This is a genomic window from Streptococcus mitis, assembly GCF_946190155.1.
GTDB classification, from domain to species: Bacteria; Bacillota; Bacilli; order Lactobacillales; family Streptococcaceae; genus Streptococcus; species Streptococcus mitis_CL.
Window position 1 is genome coordinate 80,357 of sequence record NZ_CAMHZL010000002.1, and the last position, 26,081, is coordinate 106,437.

25 protein-coding genes are annotated in these 26,081 nt (G+C 39.3%); 18 read left to right on the forward strand and 7 right to left on the reverse strand.

Annotated features, from left to right (window positions below; genetic code table 11):
* Positions 1-119 precede the first annotated feature (119 nt).
* The 5 genes from N8O80_RS02285 (at position 120) to N8O80_RS02305 (ending at position 9,679) form a co-directional block, all read left to right on the forward strand.
* The gene (locus N8O80_RS02285; protein WP_261026696.1) at positions 120-5,147 is read left to right on the forward strand and encodes a S8 family serine peptidase; all 5,028 of its coding nucleotides are present in this window, start codon (positions 120-122) and stop codon (positions 5,145-5,147) included.
* 287 nt (positions 5,148-5,434) lie between these two features.
* A complete protein-coding gene (locus N8O80_RS02290; protein ID WP_261026697.1) occupies positions 5,435-6,196 on the forward strand; it encodes an elongation factor Tu in 762 nt (253 codons plus the stop codon).
* Positions 6,197-6,214: 18 nt separating this feature from the next.
* Entirely contained in the window at positions 6,215-7,132 is a 918-nt protein-coding gene (gene glyQ / locus N8O80_RS02295; protein ID WP_000038733.1) for a glycine--tRNA ligase subunit alpha, read from the forward strand.
* 211 nt (positions 7,133-7,343) lie between these two features.
* Positions 7,344-9,380, forward strand: coding sequence for a glycine--tRNA ligase subunit beta (gene glyS / locus N8O80_RS02300; RefSeq protein ID WP_261026698.1), 2,037 nt, complete (start codon positions 7,344-7,346; stop codon positions 9,378-9,380).
* A 41-nt stretch (positions 9,381-9,421) separates the two neighbouring features.
* Entirely contained in the window at positions 9,422-9,679 is a 258-nt protein-coding gene (locus N8O80_RS02305; protein WP_223329937.1) for a DUF896 family protein, read from the forward strand.
* Between the two features lie 112 nt (positions 9,680-9,791).
* On the opposite strand, the gene N8O80_RS02310 is transcribed toward N8O80_RS02305, so the two are convergent.
* The 3 genes from N8O80_RS02310 to N8O80_RS02320 are packed head-to-tail and all read right to left on the reverse strand — an operon-like array spanning position 9,792 to position 12,637.
* Positions 9,792-11,030 (reverse strand): NAD(P)H-dependent oxidoreductase, encoded by a 1,239-nt coding sequence (locus tag N8O80_RS02310; protein WP_261026700.1) that lies wholly within the window; start codon positions 11,028-11,030, stop codon positions 9,792-9,794.
* An 18-nt stretch (positions 11,031-11,048) separates the two neighbouring features.
* Positions 11,049-11,654 carry an NADPH-dependent FMN reductase gene (locus N8O80_RS02315; protein WP_000915954.1) on the reverse strand — a complete coding sequence of 202 codons (606 nt, stop codon included), beginning with the start codon at positions 11,652-11,654 and terminating at the stop codon, positions 11,049-11,051.
* 59 nt (positions 11,655-11,713) lie between these two features.
* Positions 11,714-12,637 (reverse strand): FAD:protein FMN transferase, encoded by a 924-nt coding sequence (locus tag N8O80_RS02320; RefSeq protein WP_049487820.1) that lies wholly within the window; start codon positions 12,635-12,637, stop codon positions 11,714-11,716.
* Between the two features lie 308 nt (positions 12,638-12,945).
* On the opposite strand from N8O80_RS02320, the gene nox reads away from it, so the two are divergent.
* From nox to pdxT, 3 genes are all read left to right on the forward strand, one after another.
* Positions 12,946-14,325 carry a H2O-forming NADH oxidase gene (gene nox, locus N8O80_RS02325; protein WP_023948278.1) on the forward strand — a complete coding sequence of 460 codons (1,380 nt, stop codon included), beginning with the start codon at positions 12,946-12,948 and terminating at the stop codon, positions 14,323-14,325.
* A gap of 151 nt (positions 14,326-14,476) precedes the next feature.
* On the forward strand, positions 14,477-15,352 hold the full coding sequence (pdxS, locus tag N8O80_RS02330; protein ID WP_000138517.1) for a pyridoxal 5'-phosphate synthase lyase subunit PdxS: 876 nt from the start codon (positions 14,477-14,479) through the stop codon (positions 15,350-15,352).
* Positions 15,353-15,934 (forward strand): pyridoxal 5'-phosphate synthase glutaminase subunit PdxT, encoded by a 582-nt coding sequence (gene pdxT / locus N8O80_RS02335; protein WP_261026705.1) that lies wholly within the window; start codon positions 15,353-15,355, stop codon positions 15,932-15,934. It begins immediately after the preceding gene.
* Positions 15,935-15,954: 20 nt separating this feature from the next.
* Here the strand turns inward: pdxT and trhA are convergent, their stop codons facing one another.
* Positions 15,955-16,602, reverse strand: a complete 648-nt coding sequence (trhA, locus tag N8O80_RS02340; RefSeq protein ID WP_001097996.1) for a PAQR family membrane homeostasis protein TrhA — start codon at positions 16,600-16,602, stop codon at positions 15,955-15,957.
* Entirely contained in the window at positions 16,599-17,045 is a 447-nt protein-coding gene (locus tag N8O80_RS02345) for a DUF1836 domain-containing protein (protein WP_261026707.1), read from the reverse strand. Before N8O80_RS02345 ends, trhA begins: the two co-directional genes overlap by 4 nt.
* A 134-nt stretch (positions 17,046-17,179) precedes the next feature.
* On the opposite strand from N8O80_RS02345, the gene N8O80_RS02350 reads away from it, so the two are divergent.
* The 7 genes from N8O80_RS02350 to trxB all read left to right on the forward strand — a co-directional run bounded on the left by N8O80_RS02350 (position 17,180) and on the right by trxB (position 21,532).
* A complete protein-coding gene (locus N8O80_RS02350; protein ID WP_261026708.1) occupies positions 17,180-17,674 on the forward strand; it encodes a GNAT family N-acetyltransferase in 495 nt (164 codons plus the stop codon).
* Positions 17,674-18,183, forward strand: a complete 510-nt coding sequence (locus N8O80_RS02355) for a methylated-DNA--[protein]-cysteine S-methyltransferase (protein ID WP_261026709.1) — start codon at positions 17,674-17,676, stop codon at positions 18,181-18,183. The genes N8O80_RS02350 and N8O80_RS02355 overlap by 1 nt, the downstream gene beginning before the upstream one ends.
* Positions 18,184-18,195: 12 nt before the next feature.
* Positions 18,196-18,552, forward strand: a complete 357-nt coding sequence (locus N8O80_RS02360; protein ID WP_038806264.1) for an arsenate reductase family protein — start codon at positions 18,196-18,198, stop codon at positions 18,550-18,552.
* A gap of 157 nt (positions 18,553-18,709) precedes the next feature.
* Positions 18,710-19,510 carry an amino acid ABC transporter permease gene (locus tag N8O80_RS02365; RefSeq protein WP_020901891.1) on the forward strand — a complete coding sequence of 267 codons (801 nt, stop codon included), beginning with the start codon at positions 18,710-18,712 and terminating at the stop codon, positions 19,508-19,510.
* Positions 19,510-20,253 (forward strand): amino acid ABC transporter ATP-binding protein, encoded by a 744-nt coding sequence (locus tag N8O80_RS02370; RefSeq protein WP_172925010.1) that lies wholly within the window; start codon positions 19,510-19,512, stop codon positions 20,251-20,253. Before N8O80_RS02365 ends, N8O80_RS02370 begins: the two co-directional genes overlap by 1 nt.
* Positions 20,254-20,330: 77 nt before the next feature.
* Complete coding sequence (locus N8O80_RS02375; RefSeq protein WP_000926599.1) at positions 20,331-20,555, forward strand: DUF4059 family protein; 225 nt, start codon at positions 20,331-20,333, stop codon at positions 20,553-20,555.
* Positions 20,556-20,620: 65 nt separating this feature from the next.
* Positions 20,621-21,532, forward strand: a complete 912-nt coding sequence (trxB, locus tag N8O80_RS02380) for a thioredoxin-disulfide reductase (protein WP_070478676.1) — start codon at positions 20,621-20,623, stop codon at positions 21,530-21,532.
* Positions 21,533-21,570: 38 nt separating this feature from the next.
* Here the strand turns inward: trxB and rlmB are convergent, their stop codons facing one another.
* Together rlmB and def are read right to left on the reverse strand one after the other, a co-directional pair.
* Complete coding sequence (rlmB, locus tag N8O80_RS02385) at positions 21,571-22,299, reverse strand: 23S rRNA (guanosine(2251)-2'-O)-methyltransferase RlmB (RefSeq protein WP_261026715.1); 729 nt, start codon at positions 22,297-22,299, stop codon at positions 21,571-21,573.
* Between the two features lie 44 nt (positions 22,300-22,343).
* Positions 22,344-22,955: a peptide deformylase gene (gene def / locus N8O80_RS02390; protein WP_125409296.1), complete on the reverse strand. Its 612-nt coding sequence runs from the start codon at positions 22,953-22,955 to the stop codon at positions 22,344-22,346.
* A 279-nt stretch (positions 22,956-23,234) separates the two neighbouring features.
* Between def and N8O80_RS02395 the strand changes: the two genes are divergently transcribed.
* The 3 genes from N8O80_RS02395 to N8O80_RS02405 are packed head-to-tail and all read left to right on the forward strand — an operon-like array spanning position 23,235 to position 26,046.
* Entirely contained in the window at positions 23,235-24,560 is a 1,326-nt protein-coding gene (locus tag N8O80_RS02395; protein ID WP_314732566.1) for a CapA family protein, read from the forward strand.
* A 21-nt stretch (positions 24,561-24,581) separates the two neighbouring features.
* Positions 24,582-25,409 carry an HAD family hydrolase gene (locus N8O80_RS02400; protein ID WP_261026719.1) on the forward strand — a complete coding sequence of 276 codons (828 nt, stop codon included), beginning with the start codon at positions 24,582-24,584 and terminating at the stop codon, positions 25,407-25,409.
* A 1-nt stretch (position 25,410) separates the two neighbouring features.
* Positions 25,411-26,046 (forward strand): SGNH/GDSL hydrolase family protein, encoded by a 636-nt coding sequence (locus N8O80_RS02405; protein WP_261026721.1) that lies wholly within the window; start codon positions 25,411-25,413, stop codon positions 26,044-26,046.
* Positions 26,047-26,081 lie beyond the last annotated feature (35 nt).

Consider the following 26,081-nt stretch of genomic DNA (forward strand, 5'->3'; position numbering starts at 1 on the left):
TTAAATCTCATGATAGGATTGGTTAATATTACAATTTTGTTACAAAATAATATTTTGATAGAATTTTCAGATAATTTGGTATATAATACTTTTAATTTTAAATAAAAAGGAGTGATTTTATGGGAGATTGCAAAGATTTTTGCCATAACAAGTACCAAATAGCAACAATTTTTCTGCTAACGGTCTTTGCTTTCGGATTTGCTTTCGCACAGGTTAGTGCCGATGAGGGAAAATTTGAAACATCCAATCAAGTTACACGTACTGTAACGACTAATAAATTAGATGATTCAAATAAGCTTGCATCACCAGTCACGGCTGACAAGAATGCTCTAAATTCTTCTTCGAAAGAAAAAACAGAAGTGATAGAGTCATTAAAACAAGATGATTCTATCGAGTATAGAGATAATAAGTCAGACAAGGATTTAACCACACAGAAAGAAACGACTGCTATAAAAAGTGAAGAGAAGAAGGAAGAATCAGCAGTGAAAAGTAATTCTTCTTCAGAAAGCATACAATCACAGTCGTTATCTCAAGGTGGACATAAAGAAAAGCCGAACAGTATCTCCAGTAATGAAATTATTACTGTCCCTAAAACCTGGGAAGCAGGACATAAAGGACAAGGAACTGTAGTTGCTGTTATAGATTCAGGTCTTGATTTGAATCATGAGGTTTTGCGTATTTCTGATCCGTCAAAGGCGAAATTTAAAAATCAGGATGATATCGAAAAAGCTAAAAAGGCTGCTGGTATTGACTATGGGAAATGGTACAGTGACAAAGTAGTATATGCTTATGATTACTTTGATGGAACTGATAATATAAAAGAGGCTGAAAAAGAGTCTCATGGAATGCACGTTACTGGAATTGTAGCTGGAAATCCTGTTAATAAAGCACCGAATTCTGAGAAGGTTTACGGGGTGGCGCCAGAAGCTCAAATTATGTTTATGAGAGTTTTTTCAGACAGAGATAAAACTACAGCCTCTGCCCTTTATGTAAAAGCTATTGATGATGCTGTTGCATTAGGTGCAGATGTGATCAATATGAGTTTGGGTGCAGGTGCGGGTTCAACGGTAGATGCTGGTTCAGATATCATTGATGCAGTAAAAAGAGCACGCGCTAAAGGAGTATCTGTTGTTATCGCTGCAGGTAATAGTAATACTTTCGGTAGAGGTTTTTCACAACCATTGGCAGCAAATCCTGATTATGGTCTTGTCGGAAATCCCTCTACAGTGGAAGATTCAATTTCTGTTGCTTCTATTAATAATAAAATTCTAACTACTGAAGTCTTTGAAGTAAAAGGTTTAGAAAATGACGCTACCCTTGATTATGGTAAGTTTGATTTTAATAGACCTGAAACAGAAAAAGATTTTGAAAACGGGAAAGAATACGAATATGTAGCAGCGGGTATTGGTCGTGAAGAAGATTTTGCTAATATTGATGTAAGAGGCAAGTTAGCACTGATTCAACGTGGTAAAATTAATTTTTCTGATAAGATTAAAAATGCTCTTCAACATGGTGCAGCTGGAGTTTTAATTTATAACAACGTTGAAGGTGCAAATGTTAGTATGTCTGTTACAGGTGATGCTAAGAAAATCCCATCTGTCTTTATTTCAAAACATTATGGTGAAATTCTTAAGTCTGGTCAGTATAAAATTGTCTTTAATCACAAGATGGATAATCGTAAATCAGATGTTGCAGACCAATTATCAGATTTTTCAAGTTGGGGAGTTACAACAGATGGACAATTGAAACCAGATGTTACTGCACCTGGTGGAAATATCTATTCATCATTTAACGATAATAGCTATGGAAGTATCAGTGGAACAAGTATGGCGGCTCCTCATGTAGCTGGTGTCGCAGCATTAGTCAAAGAATATTTAGCAAAGAAACATCCTGAATTATCAGCTAGTCAAATTTCAGAGATTGTAAAAGCTTTAATTATGTCTACTGCAAAACCACATTTTAATAAACAGACTGGAGCCTATACTTCTCCACGTCAGCAAGGTGCTGGTGCAGTTGATACGATGGCTGCAACAAGCACAGATCTATTTGTAACAGGTGCAAATAACTATCCAAGTGTTACTCTTGGCAATGTTGGTGATAAATTTACCTTTGAAGTTACAATTCATAATATTTCGGATAAAGACCGAACATTGAAGATGATTGTAAATACAAATACTGATGAAGTTGAAGAAGGGAAATTCACTCTCCGTCCACGAAAACTAACTGAAACAGTCTGGCCTGAAGTAACTGTGAAAGCTCATAGTACGAAGACAGTAACAGTTAGTGTAGATACAAGTAAGTTTACTGAAGAACTTAGCAAAATAATGCCAAATGGATATTTTCTAGAAGGATTTGTTAGATTTGTCAATCCTGCAGATGATGGTTCTGTTATTGGTTTACCATTTATGGGATTTAAGGGAGAATTCCAAAATCTACCTGCAATTGAAAAACCAATTTATCAATTGATTAAGGAAGGAAACAGTGGATTTTACTCTGAAATTGATAAAGATAATCCAGGAATTTCACCTTCAGACGATGCAACTTATTTAACAAGCTCTGAAAATGATGTAAATGTTTTAAAAGCAGAGCGTCAAGGAAATCGAGTGACTGTACTCGGAGTGAAACAAGATGCTGAAGGAAAATACCATCTACAATTAGATGAAAAGGGGAACATCCGCCTTGCTATCTCGCCAAATGAGGATGGTAATAAAGATTCTGTTAAATTTAAAACTCTTGTCTATAGAAATTTGGTAAATCTTCGTGCGACGGTTTATGATTCTTCGGATACAACACACAGTCATCCTATTTGGCAAAGTCGTCCAACAGACCTTGTAAAAAATTATTTTGATGGCGATACTAGAAATCCAAGAAGTTACATTGTAGATAAAACAGCTTGGGGAGGACAGGATTCTAATGGAAATCGAGTTTCTGATGGAATTTATGACTATGTTATTAGTTATAAGCCAGATGTCCCTGGAGCTGAGGAACAATATACAACATTTAAAATTCAAATCGATACACAAAAACCTCTGATTACTTCGGGATATATTCGTTCTCAAAAAGATCAAGAACAATTTATAGCTCGTAAACCTCAGGATGTAGGAAATGGCGGAATTCTTCTAGAAAAAGTCTTTTATATTCGTCCTTCTGAAAATAGAGAGGCGACAGATTCAGAAATCGAACAGTATCAAATTATCAAACAAAATGAAGATGGTAGTTATACACTTCCTAAGAACGTTGATAAATCGAAAATCTTCTATTATGTAGAAGACTTTGCGGGAAATGTAGATTTTATATCTCTCAAAGATCTTGTAGGTGAAGAAAATAGTGGTCGTGTAAAAATTGCTATACTAAACAATAAAACCAAGGATGAGATTGATACAACTTATGTTTATCGCATTAAAAATAGCGAAGGTCAATATGTAACTGTTGACAAGTCAAAAGATATTAATTTCTTGAAATTTGGGCATTATGTTGCAGAAATTTTTAGCTATGACCGTACAGAGTTGAAATTTGTGAGTGCTCTATCTAAGGAATTTGATTTAACGAAAGAAAACAGTTTTCAAACTATTACCTTCTTGGCTAACAAAATGAAATATGCCCCAGTAACGGTTGGCTTTAATCAAGCTGTTCCTGGAACTACAACGATTACTTTAGTAGGTGAAGACGGTCAGAGTCAAGTCTTGCCAGCTGAAACATATGGTAAACATTCTTATGGTAAGAAAGTAGTTACTGGTGAATATAAAGTTCTTGTAAATCTATCAAACGGTTATGAATTACTTGATAATCTTCAACCATTTAAAGTCCTGTTTGGTAAAAATAATGTTTTGTCACTTTCAGTCGTTTCTAAGTTAGCTCTGATTGCAGCTTTAAATAAACAAATGGAAGTAGTTAAAACTCCGAGATATTATAATACAAAACAGAAGTTAAAAGAGATTTTTGATCAAAGTGTCAAAGATGCGCAACTAGCATTGGGAAGTAAACTTAACCAAGATAAAATTGACCAAATTGTTAAGGCTTTAGAGTCTGCTATGCAAACATTGGATGGTAAGGAATCTGATATCACATCATTGAAGAATGCCATTAAAGCATATGCTGAGACAGTTAAAAAAGGTAAATATATAAATTCTGATCAAGAACTCAAAGGTCAATATGATCGTGAATTTAAACTCTTGGCATTATTAATTACAAAAGATTTGATAACTCAAGATGAAATCGACCGTCTATTGACCGCTTTCTTGAAAGCACAAGACCAGCTGAATGGGAAAGAAACAGATTTCATGAGCCTAAAAAATGTTATCGTGGATGAAGTGAAGTTCCAAGACAAAGATCCAAGATTTTTGACAGCTGGTAAAGAGGAGAAAGATGCATATAATCTTATTTTCAACAAAGCTAAGTTACTTTTGGAAAATGCAGAATCTAGTCAAGAAGAAATTAATGAAGTAATCAATGCTCTAAAAGAAACGGCTGTAAAACTGAAGGCTAATAAAGTAGAGATTCCAGCTAAACCGGTTGTAACGATTAAACCAGCTAATCCAACTAAACCGGTCATAACGATTAAGCCAGTTAATCCAGCTAAACCAGTTGTAACGATTAAACCAGCTAATCCAACCAAACCAGTTGTAAAGGTTAAGCCAGTTATTCCAACTAAACCAGTTGTAATGATTAAGCCAGTTAATCCAGCTAAACCAGTTGTAACGGTTAAACCAGCTAATCCAACTAAGCCAGTTGTAACGATTAAGCTAGTTACTCCAACTAAACCAGTTGTAACGGTTAAGCCAGTTACTCCAGCTAAACCAGTTGTAACGCTTAATCCAGTTATTCCAACCAAACCAGTTTCTCAAGTGCAACCTGTTAAATTAGTAAGTCACAATAGACAAGTCTCAACTATTAAGTCTTCAATTAGCAATGATAAAATTGAGAAAGCTACATCAATTGTAATACATCATTCCAATATAGAAGCTAAGCATGAGAATAAAACACTAGCTGGAAGTGGTCAACAAGTGCTTTTAGCTACAGTCAACAAAGAAGGAAAACAATTACCAGCCACTGGTGAGAATAACATGATTTCTATTATTCTAAGTATTTCAGGAATTTCTCTCTTATTGTCAGTTATTGGACTTGCAACTTTTTCAAAAAGTGAGTAGAGAATACAATACATCTTTCTATAGTTTTTGATTTACAGTATGTTGCAATTCTGATATAATAGTCAGCAGGAAAGAAAGTCTTATGGCGTTCTTCAAGCGAGCTTGGGATAGTGGGAGCCAAGTAGGACAAAATAAAGAGCTGGCGCTTTCTGTAGTATTTTCAAAAACAATGAAGTAATAAATTAGGGTGGAACCGCGTTTTTGACGCCCCTAGGTTAAATCAACCTAGGATTGTCGGACGCGGTTCTTTCGCTTATTCAGTCTATTATGTGAAAGAAAGGAGAGACGTGGAAAACCTTTATCTTGTAAAAGACGATAGTCAACTAGCTACATTTCGTGATTTTGTAGTAAGAAATACTGAAAAGTTGAAAGATTATCAATCTTTTTTAAAGAATGAACTTGCAGTCTGTGATTTACCGCAAGCCGTTATTTGGTCAAGTTTTAATGCTGCTACACAGATTATTAGGGAAAGTGCTGTTCCAGCCTATACAAATAATAGACGAATGGTTATGACGCCTGATTTAGCTGTTTGGAAAGAGTTGTATTTGTATCAGTTGATGGACTACGAGTGTTCTCAGCAAACTCAAGCAATAGAAAGTCACTATCATTCTTTATCTGAAAATTTCCTCTTACAGATTGTAGGACATGAGTTAGCTCATTGGTCGGAGCATTTTTTAGATGATTTTGATGGTTACGACTCTTATATATGGTTCGAAGAGGGGATGGTTGAATATATTAGTCGCAAGTATTTCTTGACAGAAGAGGAATTTCAAGCGGAAAAAATTTGTAATCAATCTCTTGTAGAACTTTTTCAGAAGAAGTATGGTTGGCATTCATTGAATGATTTTGGTTCTTCGACTTATAATAAGAACTATGCAAGTATTTTTTACGAATACTGGCGTAGTTTTTTGACAATAGATAAGTTGGTAGAAAATCTAGGTAGTGTACAAGCGGTCTTCGATTCTTATCATTTATGGGCAAGTACAGATAAAACTCTTCCCTTGTTAAATTGGTTTGTTCAGCAGAAATTAATTGAAAAAGAAATATAAAAACTAAAGGAGTAAACAATGTCTAAAAAATTGACTTTCCAGGAAATCATCCTTACTTTGCAACAATTTTGGAATGACCAAGGTTGTATGCTTATGCAGGCTTATGATAATGAAAAAGGTGCGGGAACAATGAGTCCTTACACTTTCCTTCGTGCTATCGGACCTGAGCCATGGAATGCAGCCTATGTAGAGCCATCCCGTCGTCCTGCTGACGGTCGCTACGGGGAAAACCCTAACCGTCTTTACCAACACCACCAATTTCAAGTGGTTATGAAGCCTTCTCCATCAAATATCCAAGAGCTTTACCTTGAGTCTTTGGAAAAATTGGGAATCAATCCTTTGGAACATGATATCCGTTTCGTTGAGGACAACTGGGAAAACCCATCAACTGGTTCAGCTGGTCTTGGTTGGGAAGTTTGGCTTGATGGGATGGAAATCACTCAGTTTACTTATTTCCAACAAGTTGGTGGTTTGGCAACTGGTCCTGTGACTGCTGAAGTTACTTATGGTTTGGAACGCTTGGCTTCTTACATTCAGGAAGTGGATTCTGTCTATGATATCGAATGGGCTGATGGTGTAAAATACGGAGAAATCTTCATCCAGCCTGAGTACGAGCATTCAAAATATTCATTTGAAATTTCGGACCAAGAAATGTTGCTTGAAAACTTTGATAAGTTTGAAAAAGAGGCTGGTCGTGCCTTGGAAGAAGGCTTGGTACACCCTGCCTATGACTATGTTCTCAAATGTTCACACACCTTTAACCTGCTTGATGCGCGTGGTGCAGTATCTGTAACAGAGCGTGCAGGCTATATCGCTCGTATCCGTAACTTGGCCCGTGTCGTAGCCAAAACCTTTGTCGCAGAACGAAAACGCCTAGGTTACCCACTTTTAGATGAAGCAACACGAGCTAAACTCCTAGCAGAAGACGCAGAATAAAGAGAGTGACAAATTACGAAAATGGGCGAACAGTGTGAGCCCTGAACCAGGTGCCGCAGTGATGAAGGTATCCTTAGTGAAGCTAAGGATACTAGGCAAAATTGGAGACTTTTGGCTCCAATTTTAGCAATGAAACAACGAAGTTGGTTGCTTGCGTGCCAATCACATAAGGCAAACTGGAAAATAAAAAGATACTTTTCGGAGAAAAAACATGACAAAAAACTTATTAGTAGAACTCGGTCTTGAAGAATTACCAGCCTATGTTGTCACACCAAGTGAAAAACAACTAGGCGAAAAAATGGAAGCCTTCCTTAAGGAAAATCGCTTGTCTTTTGAAGCTATTCAAACCTTCTCAACACCACGTCGTTTGGCTGTTCGTGTGACTGGTCTTGCAGATAAACAGTCTGATTTGACTGAAGATTTTAAGGGGCCAGCAAAGAAAATTGCCTTGGATAGTGATGGAAACTTCACAAAAGCAGCTCAAGGATTTGTTCGTGGAAAAGGATTGACTGTTGAAGATATCGAATTCCGTGAAATCAAGGGTGAAGAATATGTCTATGTCACGAAGGAAGAAATTGGTCAAGCAGTTGAAGCCATTGTTCCTGGTGTTGTAGATGTCTTGAAGTCCTTGACTTTCCCTGTCAGCATGCACTGGGCTAACAACACCTTTGAATACATCCGCCCTGTTCACACTTTAACTGTTCTTTTAGATGAAGAAGAGTTTGATTTGGATTTCCTTGATATCAAGGGTGATCGTGTGAGCCGTGGTCATCGTTTCTTGGGGAAAGAAACCAAAATTCAGTCAGCATTGAGCTATGAAGAAGACCTTCGTAAGCAGTTTGTAATCGCAGATCCACGTGAACGTGAGCAAATGATTGTTGACCAAATCAAGGCAATCGAAGCTGAGCATGGTGTACGTATCGAAATTGATGCTGATTTGCTTAATGAAGTCTTGAACTTGGTTGAATACCCAACTGCCTTTATGGGAAGTTTTGATGCCAAATACCTTGAGGTTCCAGAAGAAGTCTTGGTAACTTCGATGAAAGAACACCAACGTTACTTTGTTGTCCGTGATCAAGATGGTAAACTCTTGCCAAACTTCATTTCTGTTCGTAATGGAAATGCAGAGCATTTGGAAAATGTCATCAAAGGAAATGAAAAAGTCTTGGTAGCCCGCTTGGAAGACGGAGAATTCTTCTGGCGTGAAGACCAAAAATTGGTTATTTCAGACCTTGTTGAAAAATTAAACAATGTCACCTTCCATGAGAAAATTGGTTCCCTTCGTGAACACATGATTCGTACGGGTCAGATTGCTATTCTCTTGGCAGAAAAAGCTGGCTTGTCAGTGGATGAAACAGTTGACCTTGCTCGTGCAGCAGCCATTTACAAGTTTGACTTGTTGACAGGTATGGTTGGTGAATTTGACGAGCTCCAAGGAATTATGGGGGAGAAATATGCCCTTCTTGCTGGGGAAACTCCAGTGGTGGCAGCTGCTATTCGTGAACACTACATGCCTACATCAGCCGAAGGAGAACTTCCAGAGAGCAAGGTTGGAGCCATTCTAGCTATTGCAGACAAATTGGATACGATTTTGAGTTTCTTCTCAGTTGGTTTGATTCCATCAGGTTCTAATGACCCGTATGCTCTTCGTCGCGCGACTCAAGGTGTGGTTCGTATCTTGGATGCCTTTGGTTGGCACATTGCTATGGACGAGCTGATTGATAGCCTTTATGCATTGAAATTTGACAGCTTGACTTATGAAAATAAAGCTGAAGTTATGGACTTTATCAAGGCTCGTGTTGATAAGATGATGGGTTCTACTCCAAAAGATATCAAGGAAGCCGTTCTTGCAGGATCAAACTTTGTTGTGGCGGATATGTTGGAAGCAGCAAGTGCTCTCGTAGAAGCAAGCAAGGAAGATGACTTCAAACCATCTGTTGAATCACTTTCTCGAGCCTTTAACTTGGCTGAGAAAGCAGAAGGAGTTGCCACAGTTGATTCAGCTCTCTTTGAGAGTGAAGAAGAGAAAGCCTTGGCAGAAGCAGTAGAATCACTCATTTTGTCAGAGACTGCCAGTCAGCAATTGAAACAACTCTTTGCTCTTAGCCCAGTCATTGATGCTTTCTTTGAGAATACCATGGTAATGGCAGAAGATCAGGCTGTTCGTCAAAATCGCTTGGCTATCTTGTCTCATTTAACTAAAAAAGCAGCTAAACTTGCACGTTTTAACCAAATTAACACTAAATAAAATTTGATAAACGGACTTTATCTTATCACAAAGGAGAAGAAATGGATCAGAAAAAAATTGATCGTATCAACGAGCTTTCTAAAAAGAAAAAAGCAGAAGGCTTGACACCAGAAGAAAAAGTGGAACAAGCTAAACTACGTGAGGAGTACATCGAAGGTTATCGTCGCTCTGTTCGTCACCATATTGAGGGAATCAAAATTGTGGACGAAGAAGGAAATGATGTTACACCAGAAAAACTACGCCAAGTTCAACGTGAAAAAGGTTTACATGGTCGTAGTCTCAATGACCCAAATTCATAATAAATATTCTTTCTTTTAACAAGGATAGATAAAATAATAACCAAAAGACTAGCAGACACAAACTGCTAGTCTTTTTTAGCTAAAAAAGGAACCAAGATGGTTCCTAAAATGATTAGTTACTTGCTCCAGATGTAGCGTCAGCGCCACCACCGTGACCTCCAGCATCACCTGCATCAGAAGCTCCAGATGTGGCATCTGCTCCGCCATGTCCTCCAGCAGGAGCTGCAGCATTTCCACCAACTAGACGTTGACCAGTTGTATTGAGGTACCAATCAAGCCATGGTTGGAAATTAAAGATAATCTCATTAATTCCAGCATATGAGCCATCTGGATAGTACATTGCTTGGTAATTATGGGTATTAATAACACCTTCAGGTGTTCCTGGCACAATTGTACGGACATATTCTTGATCTCCGTTACGCAATACACCGACAACCCATTCAACATTTTTCATTCTAGAATCTGGCAATGTACCGTGTACTGTCCCTAATCTATTTCCTGATTGAGCACGGACACGTTTACCAAACATTGTATCTGGGTCTTGGTGGGCGTTATTAAAGTACAAAAATTGATTGTTATCATCTGCAAATGTCAATTCAAATGGCATTGCCTTCAAGAACATATCAATTTGGTTAACTGTCAAGATACCGTGGTCTAATTTAACGTAAGTATCTCCAGAAACAGCTCCAACAAGTTCAGCAGCTTTTTCTACCCATTCAGGATCATCTGGATCAACACCTTGGATGGTAGTTGCAATTGAATTTGTACAATATAAATCTTCTGGCTCAATTGGTTTTGGTTTTTTCAATTTTGAAACGACTCCCACGTATTTTACAAAGTTGTCCAAGCATGTTTCAAGGAAATTAATAGTTCCTTCATTTGTGATATTTCCATTAACATCAAAAGCTTCTTTAGCTTTACCAAGAAGGAATTCATTTCCTGGAAGTGTGTAGGCATTGACACCTGGAGCGTCAAGAATCTTACGAAGGTGAACTTGGGCACGTGAAGTACCTTGATCATAGTAAGAAGCACCCACAATCATGACTGGTTTGTTTTCAAATGGATGAACTTCATATGAAAGCCATTCAAGAACAGATTTTAGGGAAGCTGAGATTGTGTGGTTGTGCTCAGGAGTAGCGATGATAACACCATCAGCACGAGTAATTTTGTTATATAAATAACGTAATTGGAAACTTTCGTCCCATTTTTCATCTTGGTTAAACATTGGAACTTCGTCAATTTCGAGGACTTCTAATTCAAATTTGAGTTTGAAGTGACGACGGATGAATTCCAAGAGCTTACGGTTATATGATTGATCGTAGTTTGATCCTACAAGTCCAACAAATTTCATTCTTTTTGGTCTCCTATCTTACAAATTTTCCCAGTCAAAGTCTTCAGCATCTTTGCGAAGTAATTCTTGTGCATTGCGCAATTTTTCTGTGATTTTTACAAAGATACGGTAGTCGTCAAAAGTAGCATCCAGTTTTTTGATCACATCAAGATCTACTAGGTCTCCACTTGGGTTGAAGGCTTGAAGAGAATGTGAAAGCAAGAATTCATCTGGAAGGACACTTGCTTTAATTTCTGGAGCATTCAAGATTTGGCGAAGTTGTAATTGGGCACGTGATGAACCAAGCGTACCGTAAGAAGCACCCGTAATCATGATTGGTTTGTTCAACAGTGGGTAAATACCGTAAGACAACCAAGCAAGAGCGCTCATCAAAACAGCTGGGATAGAGTGGTCATACTCAGGAGTACCGATAATAACGCCATCTGCCTCTTCAATTTTAGCAGCAATTTCTAGAATTTCAACAGGTACTTGCTTGTCAGCTGGTTTATTGAAGACAGGGATATCCTTGATTTCAACAAGTTCAATTTCAGCTTTTTCAGCAAAGTGTTTTTGCATGTATTGAAGCAATTGGCGGTTTGTAGAACGTTTTGAATTTGTTCCAACAATAGCAATAAGTTTTAACATGAGATTTCCTTTCTCTTTTTACATAATACGATTTTAGAACTCCATTGAAATATCTATTTCTATAGAGTAGGAATTCCTGAAGAACAGCTTAAGTGACCTTCTTTATCGATGAGGATAGCTTCGATGCCCTCTAAACTTTCGACTTGCCAGAGGATAGAAGCAGGTCTTTCTCCAAAAAGACGAGTTGTCCAGATTTCACCATCAACTGATTTATCAGAGATGATTGTTAGACTCGCTAGTTCCGTTTCAACAGGATATCCTGTTTGACTGTCAAAAATATGATGGTAATCTTTTCCATCGACTGTCAGATGACGTTCATAAATGCCTGAAGTCACGACAGATTTATTGACAACAGGGATGGTCATTAAGTGATTCCCCCTAGGATTGGCTGGGTCTTGAATCCCGATTTGCCAAGGCTGATTTCCTCTTGCCTGATTTTTTCCAATAGTCAGGATATTCCCTCCCAGATTGATCAAGGCAGATGTCACTCCCTCTTCTCTAAGAAATTGGGCAACTTTATCCGCACTATAACCCTTGGCTAAACAACCAAGATCGATCTTCATTCCTTTCTGTTTCAAGAATACAGTGGAAGTAGAAGAATCTAACTCTATATAATGAGGATTGATTAAAGGTAGCACCGATTCAATTTCTTGAGGCTGGGCAACTTTGGCATCTGAAAAACCAATGCGCCAGGTTTGAATCAAGGGACCAATGCTGATGTTGAGATGACTAGAGGGCGCTAGGCTATGCTCTAATCCAAGTGAAATCAATTCAAACAGGTCTGGATGAACTTTGACTGGAGCTATTCCAGCTTGATAATTGATTTCCATCAACTCCGATTCTTGACTATTGGCATTGAAACGATATTCTAACTCTTTGAGCAAATCAAAGGATTTTTGGAGCAAGATATCGGCTTGCTCATCCACTAATGAAATAGTGATAGTAGTCCCCATTAGCCGTTCAGAATGTGAACTAAGAGGCAAGCTACCAACTCCTTTCTCTTATGAAAAGAAGGCTGAAATATAGTAAATTTATATTAAATTTAACCCCTTACATTTTCTTTCCATGATACTAGCATACCATAAAGTCAGCGTTTTCACAAATAAAATTTGTAAACTTGTCAAGAAATATGCTCAGAAAATAAAGAGTAATTGTAAGAAAGGCTGATAAAATACAGATTATTTACATTTTTTTACAAAAAAATCGGGAAAATTAGCTAAACTCTTGTAAACGCTAACAGTAAATGTTATACTAGAAGGGTAAATTTAAAATTGAAGGTAGGAATTTTTCTATGAGTAAAATCGTTGTAGTTGGTGCTAACCACGCTGGTACAGCATGTATTAATACTATGTTGGATAATTTTGGCAATGAGAACGAAATTGTTGTATTCGACCAAAACTCTAACATCTCTTTCCTAGGATGTGGAATGGCTCTTTGGATTGGTGAACAAATTGACGGTGCTGAAGGCTTGTTCTATTCTGATAAAGAAAAATTGGAAGCTAAAGGTGCTAAGGTATACATGAACTCACCAGTTCTTTCAATCGACTATGATAACAAAGTAGTTACAGCAGAAGTTGAAGGGAAAGAGCACAAAGAATCATACGATAAATTGATTTTCGCTACAGGTTCTACACCAATCTTGCCACCAATCGAAGGTGTTGAAATTGTTAAAGGGAACCGCGAATTTAAAGCAACTCTTGAAAACGTACAATTCGTTAAATTGTACCAAAACGCTGAAGAAGTGATTCACAAATTGTCTGATAAGAGTCAACACCTTGACCGAATCGCCGTTGTTGGTGGTGGTTATATCGGTGTTGAACTTGCTGAAGCCTTTGAACGTCTTGGAAAAGAAGTTGTCCTTGTTGATATCGTTGATACTGTTTTGAACGGTTACTATGACAAAGACTTCACACAAATGATGGCGAAGAACTTGGAAGACCACAACATCCGCTTGGCGCTTGGTCAAACTGTTAAAGCAATTGAGGGTGACGGTAAAGTTGAACGCTTGATTACTGATAAAGAAACTTTCGATGTGGATATGGTTATCCTTGCAGTTGGTTTCCGTCCAAATACTGCTCTTGCTGATGGTAAGATTGAACTCTTCCGTAACGGTGCCTTCCTTGTAGACAAGAAACAAGAAACTTCTATCCCAGGCGTTTACGCAGTAGGTGACTGTGCGACTGTTTATGACAACGCTCGTAAAGACACTAGCTACATCGCTCTTGCTTCAAATGCTGTTCGTACTGGTATCGTTGGTGCATATAACGCATGTGGACATGAATTGGAAGGAATCGGTGTTCAAGGATCAAACGGTATCTCAATCTACGGTCTTCACATGGTTTCAACTGGTTTGACTCTTGAAAAAGCGAAAGCTGCTGGTTACAACGCAACTGAAACAGGCTTTAACGATCTTCAAAAACCAGAATTTATGAAGCATGACAACCATGAAGTTGCCATCAAGATTGTCTTTGACAAAGATAGCCGTGAAATTCTTGGTGCACAAATGGTTTCACACGATTCTGCAATCAGCATGGGAATCCACATGTTTTCACTTGCTATCCAAGAGCATGTGACAATTGATAAATTGGCATTGACAGACCTATTCTTCTTGCCACACTTCAACAAACCATACAACTACATCACAATGGCTGCACTTACAGCTGAAAAATAAAAATGAATGAGCTATCTGGCCTTAAGTTAAGGTCAGATAGTTTTTTAGTCAATCTGTACCCACACAATTATGATTTTTTTATCTTGTGATTCATTCTAATCTAACATAAAATGAAATGGTAGCTACCAATACAAATGATGAGGATAAAGAAATGACTGAAAATCGTTATGAACTAAATAAAAACTTGGCACAGATGCTCAAAGGTGGGGTTATCATGGACGTTCAGAATCCTGAACAGGCCCGTATTGCAGAAGCTGCTGGTGCGGCAGCTGTGATGGCCTTGGAGCGGATTCCAGCAGATATTCGTGCAGCTGGTGGCGTTTCCCGCATGAGTGATCCAAAGATGATTAAGGAAATCCAAGAAGCAGTTAGTATTCCAGTAATGGCCAAGGTCAGAATCGGGCATTTTGTTGAGGCTCAGATTTTAGAGGCTATTGAAATTGACTATATCGATGAGAGTGAAGTTTTATCTCCAGCTGACGACCGTTTCCATGTGGACAAGAAAGAATTCCAAGTTCCTTTTGTCTGTGGAGCTAAGGATTTGGGAGAAGCCTTGCGTCGTATCGCTGAAGGTGCTTCTATGATTCGTACCAAAGGAGAACCAGGGACAGGAGATATTGTTCAAGCTGTTCGTCATATGCGTATGATGAATCAGGAAATTCGCCGCATTCAAAACCTACGTGAGGACGAACTTTATGTTGCTGCCAAGGACTTACAAGTCCCTGTAGAATTGGTTCAATACGTTCATGAACATGGGAAATTGCCAGTTGTAAACTTTGCAGCTGGGGGAGTTGCAACGCCAGCAGATGCTGCGCTGATGATGCAATTAGGGGCAGAAGGTGTCTTTGTCGGTTCAGGTATTTTTAAGTCAGGAGATCCTGTTAAACGAGCGAGTGCCATTGTCAAAGCGGTAACTAACTTCCGTAATCCTCAAATTCTAGCTCAAATCTCTGAAGATTTAGGAGAAGCCATGGTTGGTATCAATGAAAATGAGATCCAAATCCTCATGGCTGAGCGAGGAAAATAGATGAAAATCGGAATATTGGCCTTGCAAGGTGCCTTTGCTGAGCATTCAAAAGTACTAGAGCAATTAGGAGTCGAGAGTGTTGAAATCAGAAATCTAGATGATTTTCAGAAACATCAGAGTGATTTGTCTGGTTTGATATTACCTGGAGGTGAATCTACAACCATGGGCAAGCTCTTACGAGACCAGAACATGCTGATTCCCATTCGAGAAGCTATTGTATCTGGCTTACCAGCCTTTGGAACCTGTGCGGGTTTAATTTTGCTGGCTAAGGAAATTACTTCTCAGGAAGAGAGTCATCTAGGAACTATGGATATAGTGGTCGAGCGCAATGCCTATGGGCGCCAACTAGGAAGTTTTTATACCGAAGCAGAATGTAAGGGAGTTGGTCAGATTCCAATGACTTTTATTCGTGGTCCGATTATCAGTAGTGTTGGAGAAGATGTAGAAATTCTAGCAACAGTTGACAATCAAATCGTTGCTGCTAAAGAAAAAAATATGTTAGTGACCTCTTTTCATCCAGAATTGACTGATGATGTGCGCTTGCACCAGTACTTTATTAATATGTGTAAAGAAAAAAGTTGAGATTGAATTTCTCAACTTTTTTACATGTAATAAACAATGGCGATGTATTGGAGGGCAGATGCTGCTAGGATAAAGAGATGCCAAATCATGTGGAAATAAGGTTTTTTCTTGGCATAAAATCCAGCTCCAACTGTATAACAGAGTCCGCCAGTTACCATGAGACTCCAGAAAATTGGTGTCGTTTGACTGATAATGGCAGGAATAATAGCCAGAACCAACCAGCCCATAATCAGGTAAAGAGCAAGGCTAAATTTCTCATTGACTTTTTTAGCAAAGATTTTATAGAGAATACCAAAGATGGTCGTTCCCCACTGGATAGCAATAATCAGATAGCCAAACCAGTTATTCATTAAGGTCAAGACGACGGGCGTGTATGAGCCTGCAATAGCAACATAAATCATAGAATGGTCGATGATCCGCAAGACGTATTTATGGGTCGAACCATAGGCCATAGAGTGATAAATGGTGGATGATAGGAACATGAGAAAGAGACTAATAACGAAAATGGAAACGCCTATAGATGATAAAAATCCGTGTGCCTCATAACTATAGGTGGATGAAATGGGGAGTAAGATGAGCATGATGACTGCTCCTACGGCATGGGTCACGCTATTTGCAATTTCCTCTCCAAAACTGAGTTGTTTGCTGAGTTTAAGACTAGTGTTCATTGGATTACCTCCTCTTGAGTATGATCAATTAAGGCTAGAGTTTGATGATAGAGTTTAACGGTTTGACAGCTACTTTGGATAATGGGGTTAGCTGGATCAATTCCTTGGTTCATGTAGTTTACAAAAGCATCGTAGAGTTGGTCTGAACTTGCTTGAGTTTGTAGAGTATTCAGTGTCTGGGCTATTTCTTGAATAGAAAAGACAGATTTGAGGGTTGTGATAGCAATCAAACGGGCAATCTGTTGGCGTTGGTATTTTTTCTTGTCAGGCTTTGTCAGGTAACCATGTTTGACATAATTGTTGACCATAGATGCTGTCAGGCCCTTGTCTTTATCAGGAGAGATAGGGGCGCAGACCTGATTGACATAGAGTAAAACCTGGTCCAGATAGAGGTCAATGTTTGGGATTTCTGCCCATTTTGGGTAGGAAAAGGTAGTTTTCATTTCTAACTCCTTTTTATCTAGTTTTAATAACTAGATTATAAAATAACAAAAACAGAAAGTCAAGTTTTAACTGCTTGTAGAAAGACTTAAATTATGCTATGATGGGAGAAACTAGTCAGAAAAGAGGAGAACAGATGGAGATTCGTTTAGCTTTTCCAAATGAAGTAGATGCCATCATGCAGGTGATGGAGGATGCTAAAAAATGTTTAGCGGATGCTGGTAGTGACCAGTGGCAAAATGGTTATCCAAATGCTGATATTATTATTGAGGATATTATCTCAGGCCAAGCCTACGTAGCCTTGGAAGAGGGAGAACTATTAGCCTATGCTACTGTGACCAAGAGTCCAGAGGCAGCCTATGAAGCCATTTATGAAGGCAACTGGCAAGCTGGGGAGTCAGAGTACATAGTCTTTCACCGTATTGCTGTGGCAGCAGATGTCCAGGGACAGGGAGTTGCTCAAACCTTTTTAGAGGGCTTGATTGAAGGTTTTGACTATCTAGATTTTCGCTCAGATACGCATGCTGAAAATAAGGCCATGCAGCATATCTTTGAAAAACTAGGTTTTAAACAGGTTGGTAAGGTTCCAGTTGATGGCGAACGCTTGGCCTATCAAAAATTGAAGAAATAATGCAAAAGAAGTACGCAAAAATACTCTATTCTTCGCCAATTGGCTCCCTTTCTCTTGTAGCTGATGATTATCATTTGTATGGCATTTGGGTGCAGGAGCAGAAGCATTTTGAGAGGGGACTAGGGGATGAAACGATAGAAGAAGTTGTTAGTCATCCCATTTTAGACCCAGTTATTGCTTGTTTAGATGCTTACTTTAAAGGCAAGCCTCAGGATTTATCCGACTTGCCCTTGGCTTCAATCGGAACGGATTTTGAAAAGCGAGTTTGGTCCTATTTACAGGGAATTCCTTATGGCCAGACAGTGACCTATGGACAAATAGCCCAAGACCTGCAAGTGGATTCAGCTCAAGCAATTGGTGGAGCAGTGGGACGCAATCCTTGGTCTATCCTAGTACCTTGTCATCGTGTGCTAGGAGCTGGCAAGCGTCTGACAGGTTATGCTGCAGGAGTGGAAAAGAAAGCTTGGCTCTTGGAGCATGAAGGCGTAGATTTTAAAGATATAAAATAGAAAGTGAAAGACATGTTAGAATTTATCGAATATCCAAAATGTTCAACTTGTAAAAAAGCAAAACAAGAATTAAATCAATTAGGAGTGGACTATAAAGCTGTTCACATCGTTGAAGAAACACCTAGCCAAGAAGTCATTTTAAACTGGCTAGAAACCTCGGGTTTTGAGTTGAAGCAATTTTTCAACACCAGTGGGATCAAATACCGTGAATTGGGGCTGAAAGATAAGGTAGGAAGCCTGTCAAACCAAGAAGCGGCTGAGTTGCTAGCAAGTGACGGTATGTTGTTAAAACGCCCCATTTTAGTAGAAAATGAAACTGTTAAGCAAATCGGTTATCGAAAACCCTATGAAGAATTGGGATTGAAATAGTTTTTATCTATCTCTTTGATAGATAAAATATATAGCCTCCCTGTTTCAAAGTATGATAAACTAGTAGGTGGACAAAGTCTGTATCTGACCGTAGCAAATAATTTCATTGACGGCAGAAGTATGGTAGAATGAATCATTATCAGGAGAGGATGTTTTTATGAATGTTACAACGATTTTAGCATCAGATTGGTACCAAAACTTGATGCAATTGATTCCGGATGGCAAGCTGTTTAGCCTGCGTTCGGTCTTTGATGGAATTCCAAGAATTGTCCAACAACTTCCAACAACGATTATGTTGACAATTGGTGGTGCCCTTTTTGGCTTGGTTTTGGCACTTCTTTTTGCCATTGTGAAAATCAATCGTGTCAAGATTTTATACCCCTTACAGGCCTTCTTTGTTAGTTTCTTAAAAGGGACACCGATTTTGGTTCAACTCATGTTGACCTACTACGGAATTCCTTTGGCTTTGAAAGCTCTCAATCAGCAATGGGGAACTGGTTTCAATATCAATGCGATTCCAGCCGCTGCTTTTGCAATTGTCGCCTTTGCCTTTAATGAGGCAGCTTATGCTAGTGAAACTATTCGTGCAGCCATTCTCTCAGTCAACCCTGGTGAGATTGAGGCGGCACGCAGTCTGGGGATGACCCGAGCACAAGTTTATCGTCGCGTGATTATTCCAAATGCAGCAGTTGTGGCGACTCCAACTTTAATCAATTCCCTAATCGGCTTGACCAAAGGGACTTCTCTAGCCTTCAGTGCGGGTGTTGTGGAAGTCTTTGCCCAAGCTCAGATTCTGGGTGGAGCTGATTATCGTTACTTTGAGCGCTTCATCTCCGTTGCCCTTGTTTATTGGGTAGTCAATATCGGAATTGAAAGCCTCGGTCGTTTCATCGAGAGAAAAATGGCTATTTCTGCACCCGATACAGTGCAAACAGATGTGAAAGGAGACCTTCGTTAATGATTAAGATTTCGAATTTAAGCAAATCCTTTTCAGGACAGACTGTCTTGGATCATCTGGACTTGGATATTCAAAAAGGGGAAGTTGTAGCCTTGATTGGTTCTTCAGGAGCTGGAAAATCAACTTTCCTTCGTAGTCTCAATTATCTTGAAACACCTGACAGTGGCTCGATTCAGATTGATGGTTTTTCAGTTGATTTTTCTAAAATCACTCAAGAAGAAATCCTTGCCCTACGCCGCAAGTTGTCTATGGTATTTCAGCAGTTTAATTTGTTTGAACGCCGAACAGCACTTGATAATGTGAAAGAAGGCTTGGTTGTGGTCAAGAAATTATCTGACCAAGAAGCGACTAAGATTGCCAAGGAAGAGTTGGCTAAGGTTGGGCTTTCTGACCGTGAAAACCATTACCCTCGCCATTTATCAGGTGGACAGAAGCAACGAGTTGCCTTAGCGCGTGCGCTTGCCATGAAACCAGATGTCTTGCTCTTAGACGAACCAACTTCAGCCCTTGACCCAGAATTGGTTGGTGAAGTAGAGAAGTCTATTGCAGATGCTGCTAAATCAGGTCAAACCATGATTTTGGTCAGTCATGACATGTCCTTTGTAGCCCAAGTGGCTGATAAGATTCTCTTCTTAGATAAGGGGAAAATCATTGAGTCTGGAACACCGGATGAGATTATCCACCATCCTAAAGAAGAGCGGACAAAAGAATTCTTCGCTAGTTACAAACGGACTTATATTTGATATAATAGATAAAGGAAAACTCAGTTAGCTGGACTAGCTGAGTTTACTCTTTAAAAAAGATAGAAATGAGAGAAATCATGCTACTGCAACTATTTTCTTTATATTTCGAGAGTTTGATCTTGACAACCATCCTCGTCCTGATTTTTTTAGGGATTTGGATTGGACTAAGAGCCATGTCGGGAGTTGATAAGACAGCCAAGGCTCGCCAAGCCCATCTCTATGATATGATTATGATTGGAGTCTTGGTTGTTCCAGTATTATCCTTTGCGGTTATGAGTTTAATTCTTGTTTTCAAGGCATAATCCTTGCATGATTGACAAGAAAGAGTTAGAATAAAGATAGTTACAACAAGAAAGAAGGAAACTATATGTACGATACTATTATTATCGGTGCTGGACCTGCAGGGATGACTGCCGCCTTATACGCTGCTCGAAGCAATCTAAAAGTAGCCTTGATTGAAGGTGGTCTGCCAGGTGGTCAGATGAATAATACATCGGATATCGAAAATTACCCTGGATACGTTAATATTAGTGGGCCAGAATTGGCTGAAAAGATGTTTGAACCGCTTGAAAATCTTGGTGTTGAGCACATTTATGGTTATGTTGAAAATGTAGAAGACCATGGTGATTTTAAGAAAGTGATGACCGATGACCAAACATATGAAACACGTACAGTTATCGTAGCAACTGGTTCTAAACACCGTCCTTTGGGAGTACCTGGAGAAGAAGAACTGAATAGTCGTGGTGTTTCTTACTGTGCCGTGTGTGATGGTGCTTTCTTCCGTGACCAAGATTTGTTGGTAGTTGGTGGCGGAGATTCAGCTGTTGAAGAAGCCCTCTTCTTGACTCGTTTTGCTAAGACTGTTACCATTGTTCATCGTCGTGACCAACTTCGTGCTCAAAAAGTTTTACAAGACCGCGCCTTTGCGAATGAGAAAATCAGCTTTATCTGGGATTCTGTAGTGAAGGAAATCAAGGGCGAAAACCGAGTAGAATCTGTCGTATTTGAAAATGTGAAAACAGGTCAAGTGACAGAACAAGCCTTTGGTGGTGTCTTTATCTATGTTGGATTGGACCCTCTTAGCGATTTTGTTAAAGAATTGAATATCCAAGATCAGGCTGGATGGATTGTGACAGATAACCACATGAAAACTGCAGTTGACGGTATCTTTGCAGTTGGAGATGTTCGCTTGAAAGACCTTCGCCAAGTGACAACAGCAGTTGGAGATGGAGCTATCGCTGGTCAAGAAGCTTATAAGTTTATCACCGAACATAGTTAATCATAAAAAAGTTTCCAATCAGATGACTGGAAACTTTTTTATAGTCTATTTCGAAAAACTTCGTACATGAGAATGGCTGCAGCAACACTGGCATTGAGACTTTGAACATGTCCATTCATCGGAATGGTAATCATCTCATCAACCTGTTTTTTGATGTTGCTAGAGATGCCTTTTCCTTCATTTCCGATGATGAGGGCAATTTTCCCTTTTGTATTCCACTTGTGGCAAGGAGTCCCATTCATATCTGTTCCAAAGGTCCAGAATCCTTCATCCTTGAGTTTGTCTAGAGTTTGGCTCAGATTGGTCACTCGAGCAATTGGAACGTGCTCAATAGCACCTGTGGCTGTTTTGGCAACGACAGGAGTAACTCCGACAGCACGGTGCTTGGGAATGATGACTCCTGAAACATTGGTCGCATCGGCTGTTCTTAAGATGGAGCCTAAGTTGTGAGGGTCGGTTAAGCCATCCAGAATTAATAGCAAAGGATTTTCTTCTTGGCGTGTTTTGGCAAGGATTTGGTCCAGCTCACTATAGGCAAATTCGGACACTCGTAGAACAAAACCTTGGTGGACAGCACCTTCAGTCATCTCAGAGAGGGATTTTTTTGAGGTCCAAGAAATGGAGACCTTCTTTTCTGTAGCTAGTTCCTTGACTTTCTCAACATTCTTACCTCGGAGCTCTTCTTGGAGGTAAAGTTTGTTTCCTGTGTTTGCAAGGAGGGCTTCGGTAACGGCGTGGACGCCATAGACAATATCATTTGTTTTCATGCCTCTATTATAACACAAAACCCCGTCTTGCAACGGGATTTTCTTTATTCCAGAATCAGTAAACCATCTTTAACTGCAAATGGGTCTTTTTCATTGATACGATCGTAAAACATGATACCGTTGATGTGGTCAATTTCATGCTGAACAACGATGGAGTTGTAGCCTTTGAGCTTGATACGGTGTTTTTCTCCATCCTTGTCAAAGTAGTCAACAGTAACGCGGGCATGGCGAACAACATAGCCAGGCACGTTGCGGTCAACAGAGAGGCAGCCTTCTCCTTCACCAAGAGCAGCGTCTTGAACAGAGTGAGAGACGATTTTTGGATTGTACATAATGGCTTGCAAGTCGTAGGCTTCCTGTGGAGTTTCGCCTTCTTCGACAATGTTTGGCACCAAAACAGCGATAATACGTTTTGAGATATCTAATTGAGGAGCAGCAAGTCCAACCCCACCGCGGAGTCCCATCTTTTCAGCCATGACAGGATCTTGGGAATGTTTGAGGAATTGCATCATCTTTTCGCCTAGGATGATTTCATGGTCAGACAAGGGGAAAGTGACTTCCTCAGCAACTGCGCGTAGAGTAGGATTCCCTTCGCGGATAATATCGTTCATATCAATTAAGTGAGCAGCTTTTGTAATACGTTCTATTGCAGACATTTTCTCTCCTTTCATTACCTCTACATGATATCACAAAATGACAAGGAATGAAAGCATTACAGCCTTTAGGATTTATAGAAAATAGATAGAAGTTCAATTCATACTCAATGAAAATCAAAGAGCAAACTAGGAAGCTAGCCGCAGGCTGTACTTGAGTACGGTAAGGCGACGCTGACGTGGTTTGAATTTGATTTTCGAAGAGTATCAATTGTGAAAGAATTACTTATCTGTGATATAATAAAAAGAAAAGGCTTGCATTAGAAAGTAGGGAGAATGAAGATGCAAAGAAGACAAGATAGACATAAACGTGGACCAGTTTTTCATTTTGTGAGAGGCTTTGTAAACTTTTTTAGGAGTTATCGCAAGTGGAGTAATAAGGGATTTGTGGCGATACTCTTGCTAGCAGTTGCTTTATCAATGGGCTTGGTCTTGCTGTTTGAAAGTTTCCAAGGAATCCCCTTGACCAGTCAAAAAAAGGATGCCATTTCTAAAGAAACAAATAAGACAAATCAAAAATCTAAAGATCAGGAAGAAGAAACAAGTGCTCGTATTATGGCCCATGGAGATTTACTTTACCATGATATTATCTATATGTCAGCTAAAAAGGAAGATGGCAGCTATGATTTTCATGAGAATTTTGAATACGTAACTCCTTGGCTTAAGCAGGCAGATTTGGCAATAGGTGATTTTGAAGGGACCATTAATAAAGATCATTATCTAGCTGGCTATCCTTTATTTAATGCTCCTGGTCAAGTAATGGATGCTATTAAAGATGCTGGGTATCATGTTTTAGATTTAGCCCATAATCATGTTTTAGATTCTCAAATTGAAGGAGTTATTTCAACGGCAGATGCAATTGAAAAGGCAGGAATGACACCTATTGGAGTTTATACGCACGAGTCACGTGATCAAGCTCCGCTCGTTATCAAGGAAGTGAACGGTATCAAGGTTGCACTTTTGGCTTATTCTTATGGATTTAATGGAATTGAGCAAAGTATTTCTCAAGAAGATTATAACCGCTATCTTTCAGACCTAAACGAAGATAAGATGAAGGCTGAAATTGAGCGTGCAGAGAAGGAAGCGGATATTACTGTTATCATGCCTCAGATGGGTGTTGAGTATCGAATAGAACCGACTGAAGAGCAAAAGGCTTTGTACCACAAGATGATTGATTGGGGAGCGGATATTATCTTTGGAGGCCATCCACACGTAGTTGAACCATCTGAGATTGTTGAAAAAGATGGAGACAAGAAACTCATTATCTATTCAATGGGGAACTTCATTTCTAACCAACGTATTGAAACAATGACTGGTGTAGACAATGCTAAGTGGACAGAGCGTGGTGTTCTTATGGATGTAACTGTCAAGAAAAAAGATGGACAAACAACTATTGAAACAGCTAAAGCTCATCCTACTTGGGTCAATCGAACACCAAAAGGAACTTTTTCACCAGAAGGATATCCCCTATATCATTACCAAACCTATATCTTAGAAGACTTTATCGAGGGTGGTAGTCATCGTGATCAATTAGATGAAGCGACTAAGGAACGAATTGATACAGCCTATAAAGAAATGAATGAACATGTAGGGTTGAAGTGGGATTAACTTGAATTCAGAGGAAAGTAAATGACGATTAAAGTAATTGCGACCGATATGGATGGGACCTTGCTGGATGCTAGAGGCCAGCTTGATCTTCCACGCTTGGAAAAGATTTTAGATCAGTTGGATCAAAGGGGCATTCGTTTTGTCATTGCGACAGGGAATGAAATTCATCGCATGAGGCAACTACTGGAGCACTTGGTGGATCGAGTGGTTCTGGTGGTTGCCAACGGTGCTCGTATTTTTGAAAACAATGAACTGATTCAGGCTCAGACTTGGGATGATGTCATTGTCGATAAGGCCTTGGCTTATTTCGAGGGTCGATCGTGTCAGGATCAGTTTGTTGTAACGGGGATGAAGGGTAGTTTCGTCAAAGAAGGTACGATTTTTACAGACCTTGAAAGTTTTATGACTCCAGAAATGATTGAAAAATTCTACCAACGGATGCAATTTGTGGATGAATTAACCTCTGACCTCTTTGGTGGTGTTCTCAAGATGAGTATGGTTGTTGGTGAGGAACGTTTGAGTTCGGTTTTGGAAGAAATCAATGACCTCTTTGATGGCCGCGTTCGGGCTGTATCGAGTGGCTATGGTTGCATTGATATCCTTCAAGCTGGAATTCATAAAGCATGGGGCTTGGAAGAATTACTCAAGCGCTGGGACTTGAATCCCCAACAAATCATGGCTTTTGGTGACAGTGAAAATGATGTTGAAATGCTTGATATGGCTGGAATTGCCTATGCGATGGAAAATGCTGATGATAAAGCCAAAGCTGTGGCGACTGCTCTAGCGCCAGCCAATAGCCAAGGAGGAGTTTACCAAGTCTTGGAAAACTGGTTAGAAAAAGGAGAATGAAGTGGCAGTACAGTTATTAGAAAATTGGCTCCTAAAGGAACAGGGTAAAATCCAAACCAAGTATCGTCACTTAAATCAGGTTTCTGTTGTAGAGCCAGACATTCTTTTTATTGGGGATTCCATTGTCGAATATTTTCCTCTGCAGGAACTATTTGGGACTTCGAAGACGATTGTCAATCGAGGCATTCGAGGTTATCAGACAGGGCTGTTACTAGAGAATCTAGATGCGCATCTTTACGGTGGGGCGGTAGATAAAATTGTCCTTTTGATTGGGACAAATGATATCGGAAAAGATGTGCCTGTGAATGAGGCTCTCAATAATCTCGAAGCTATCATACAATCTATTGCTCGCGATTATCCATTGACTGAGATTAAATTACTTTCTATTTTGCCAGTCAATGAGGGAGAGGAGTACAAGCAGACAGTCTATATCCGCACGAATGAAAAAATTCAGAAATGGAATCAAGCCTATCAAGAACTTGCTTCTGCCTATATGCAGGTAGAATTTGTGCCAGTTTTTGATAGTTTGACAGACAAGGAAGGTCAACTCAAAAAAGATTATACAACTGATGGGTTGCACCTTAGTATTACTGGTTACCAGGTTTTGACAAAAGCTTTGAAAGACTATCTTTTGTAGTTAGTTGATTTCCTTTTTGCATTTTTGTGTTAGAT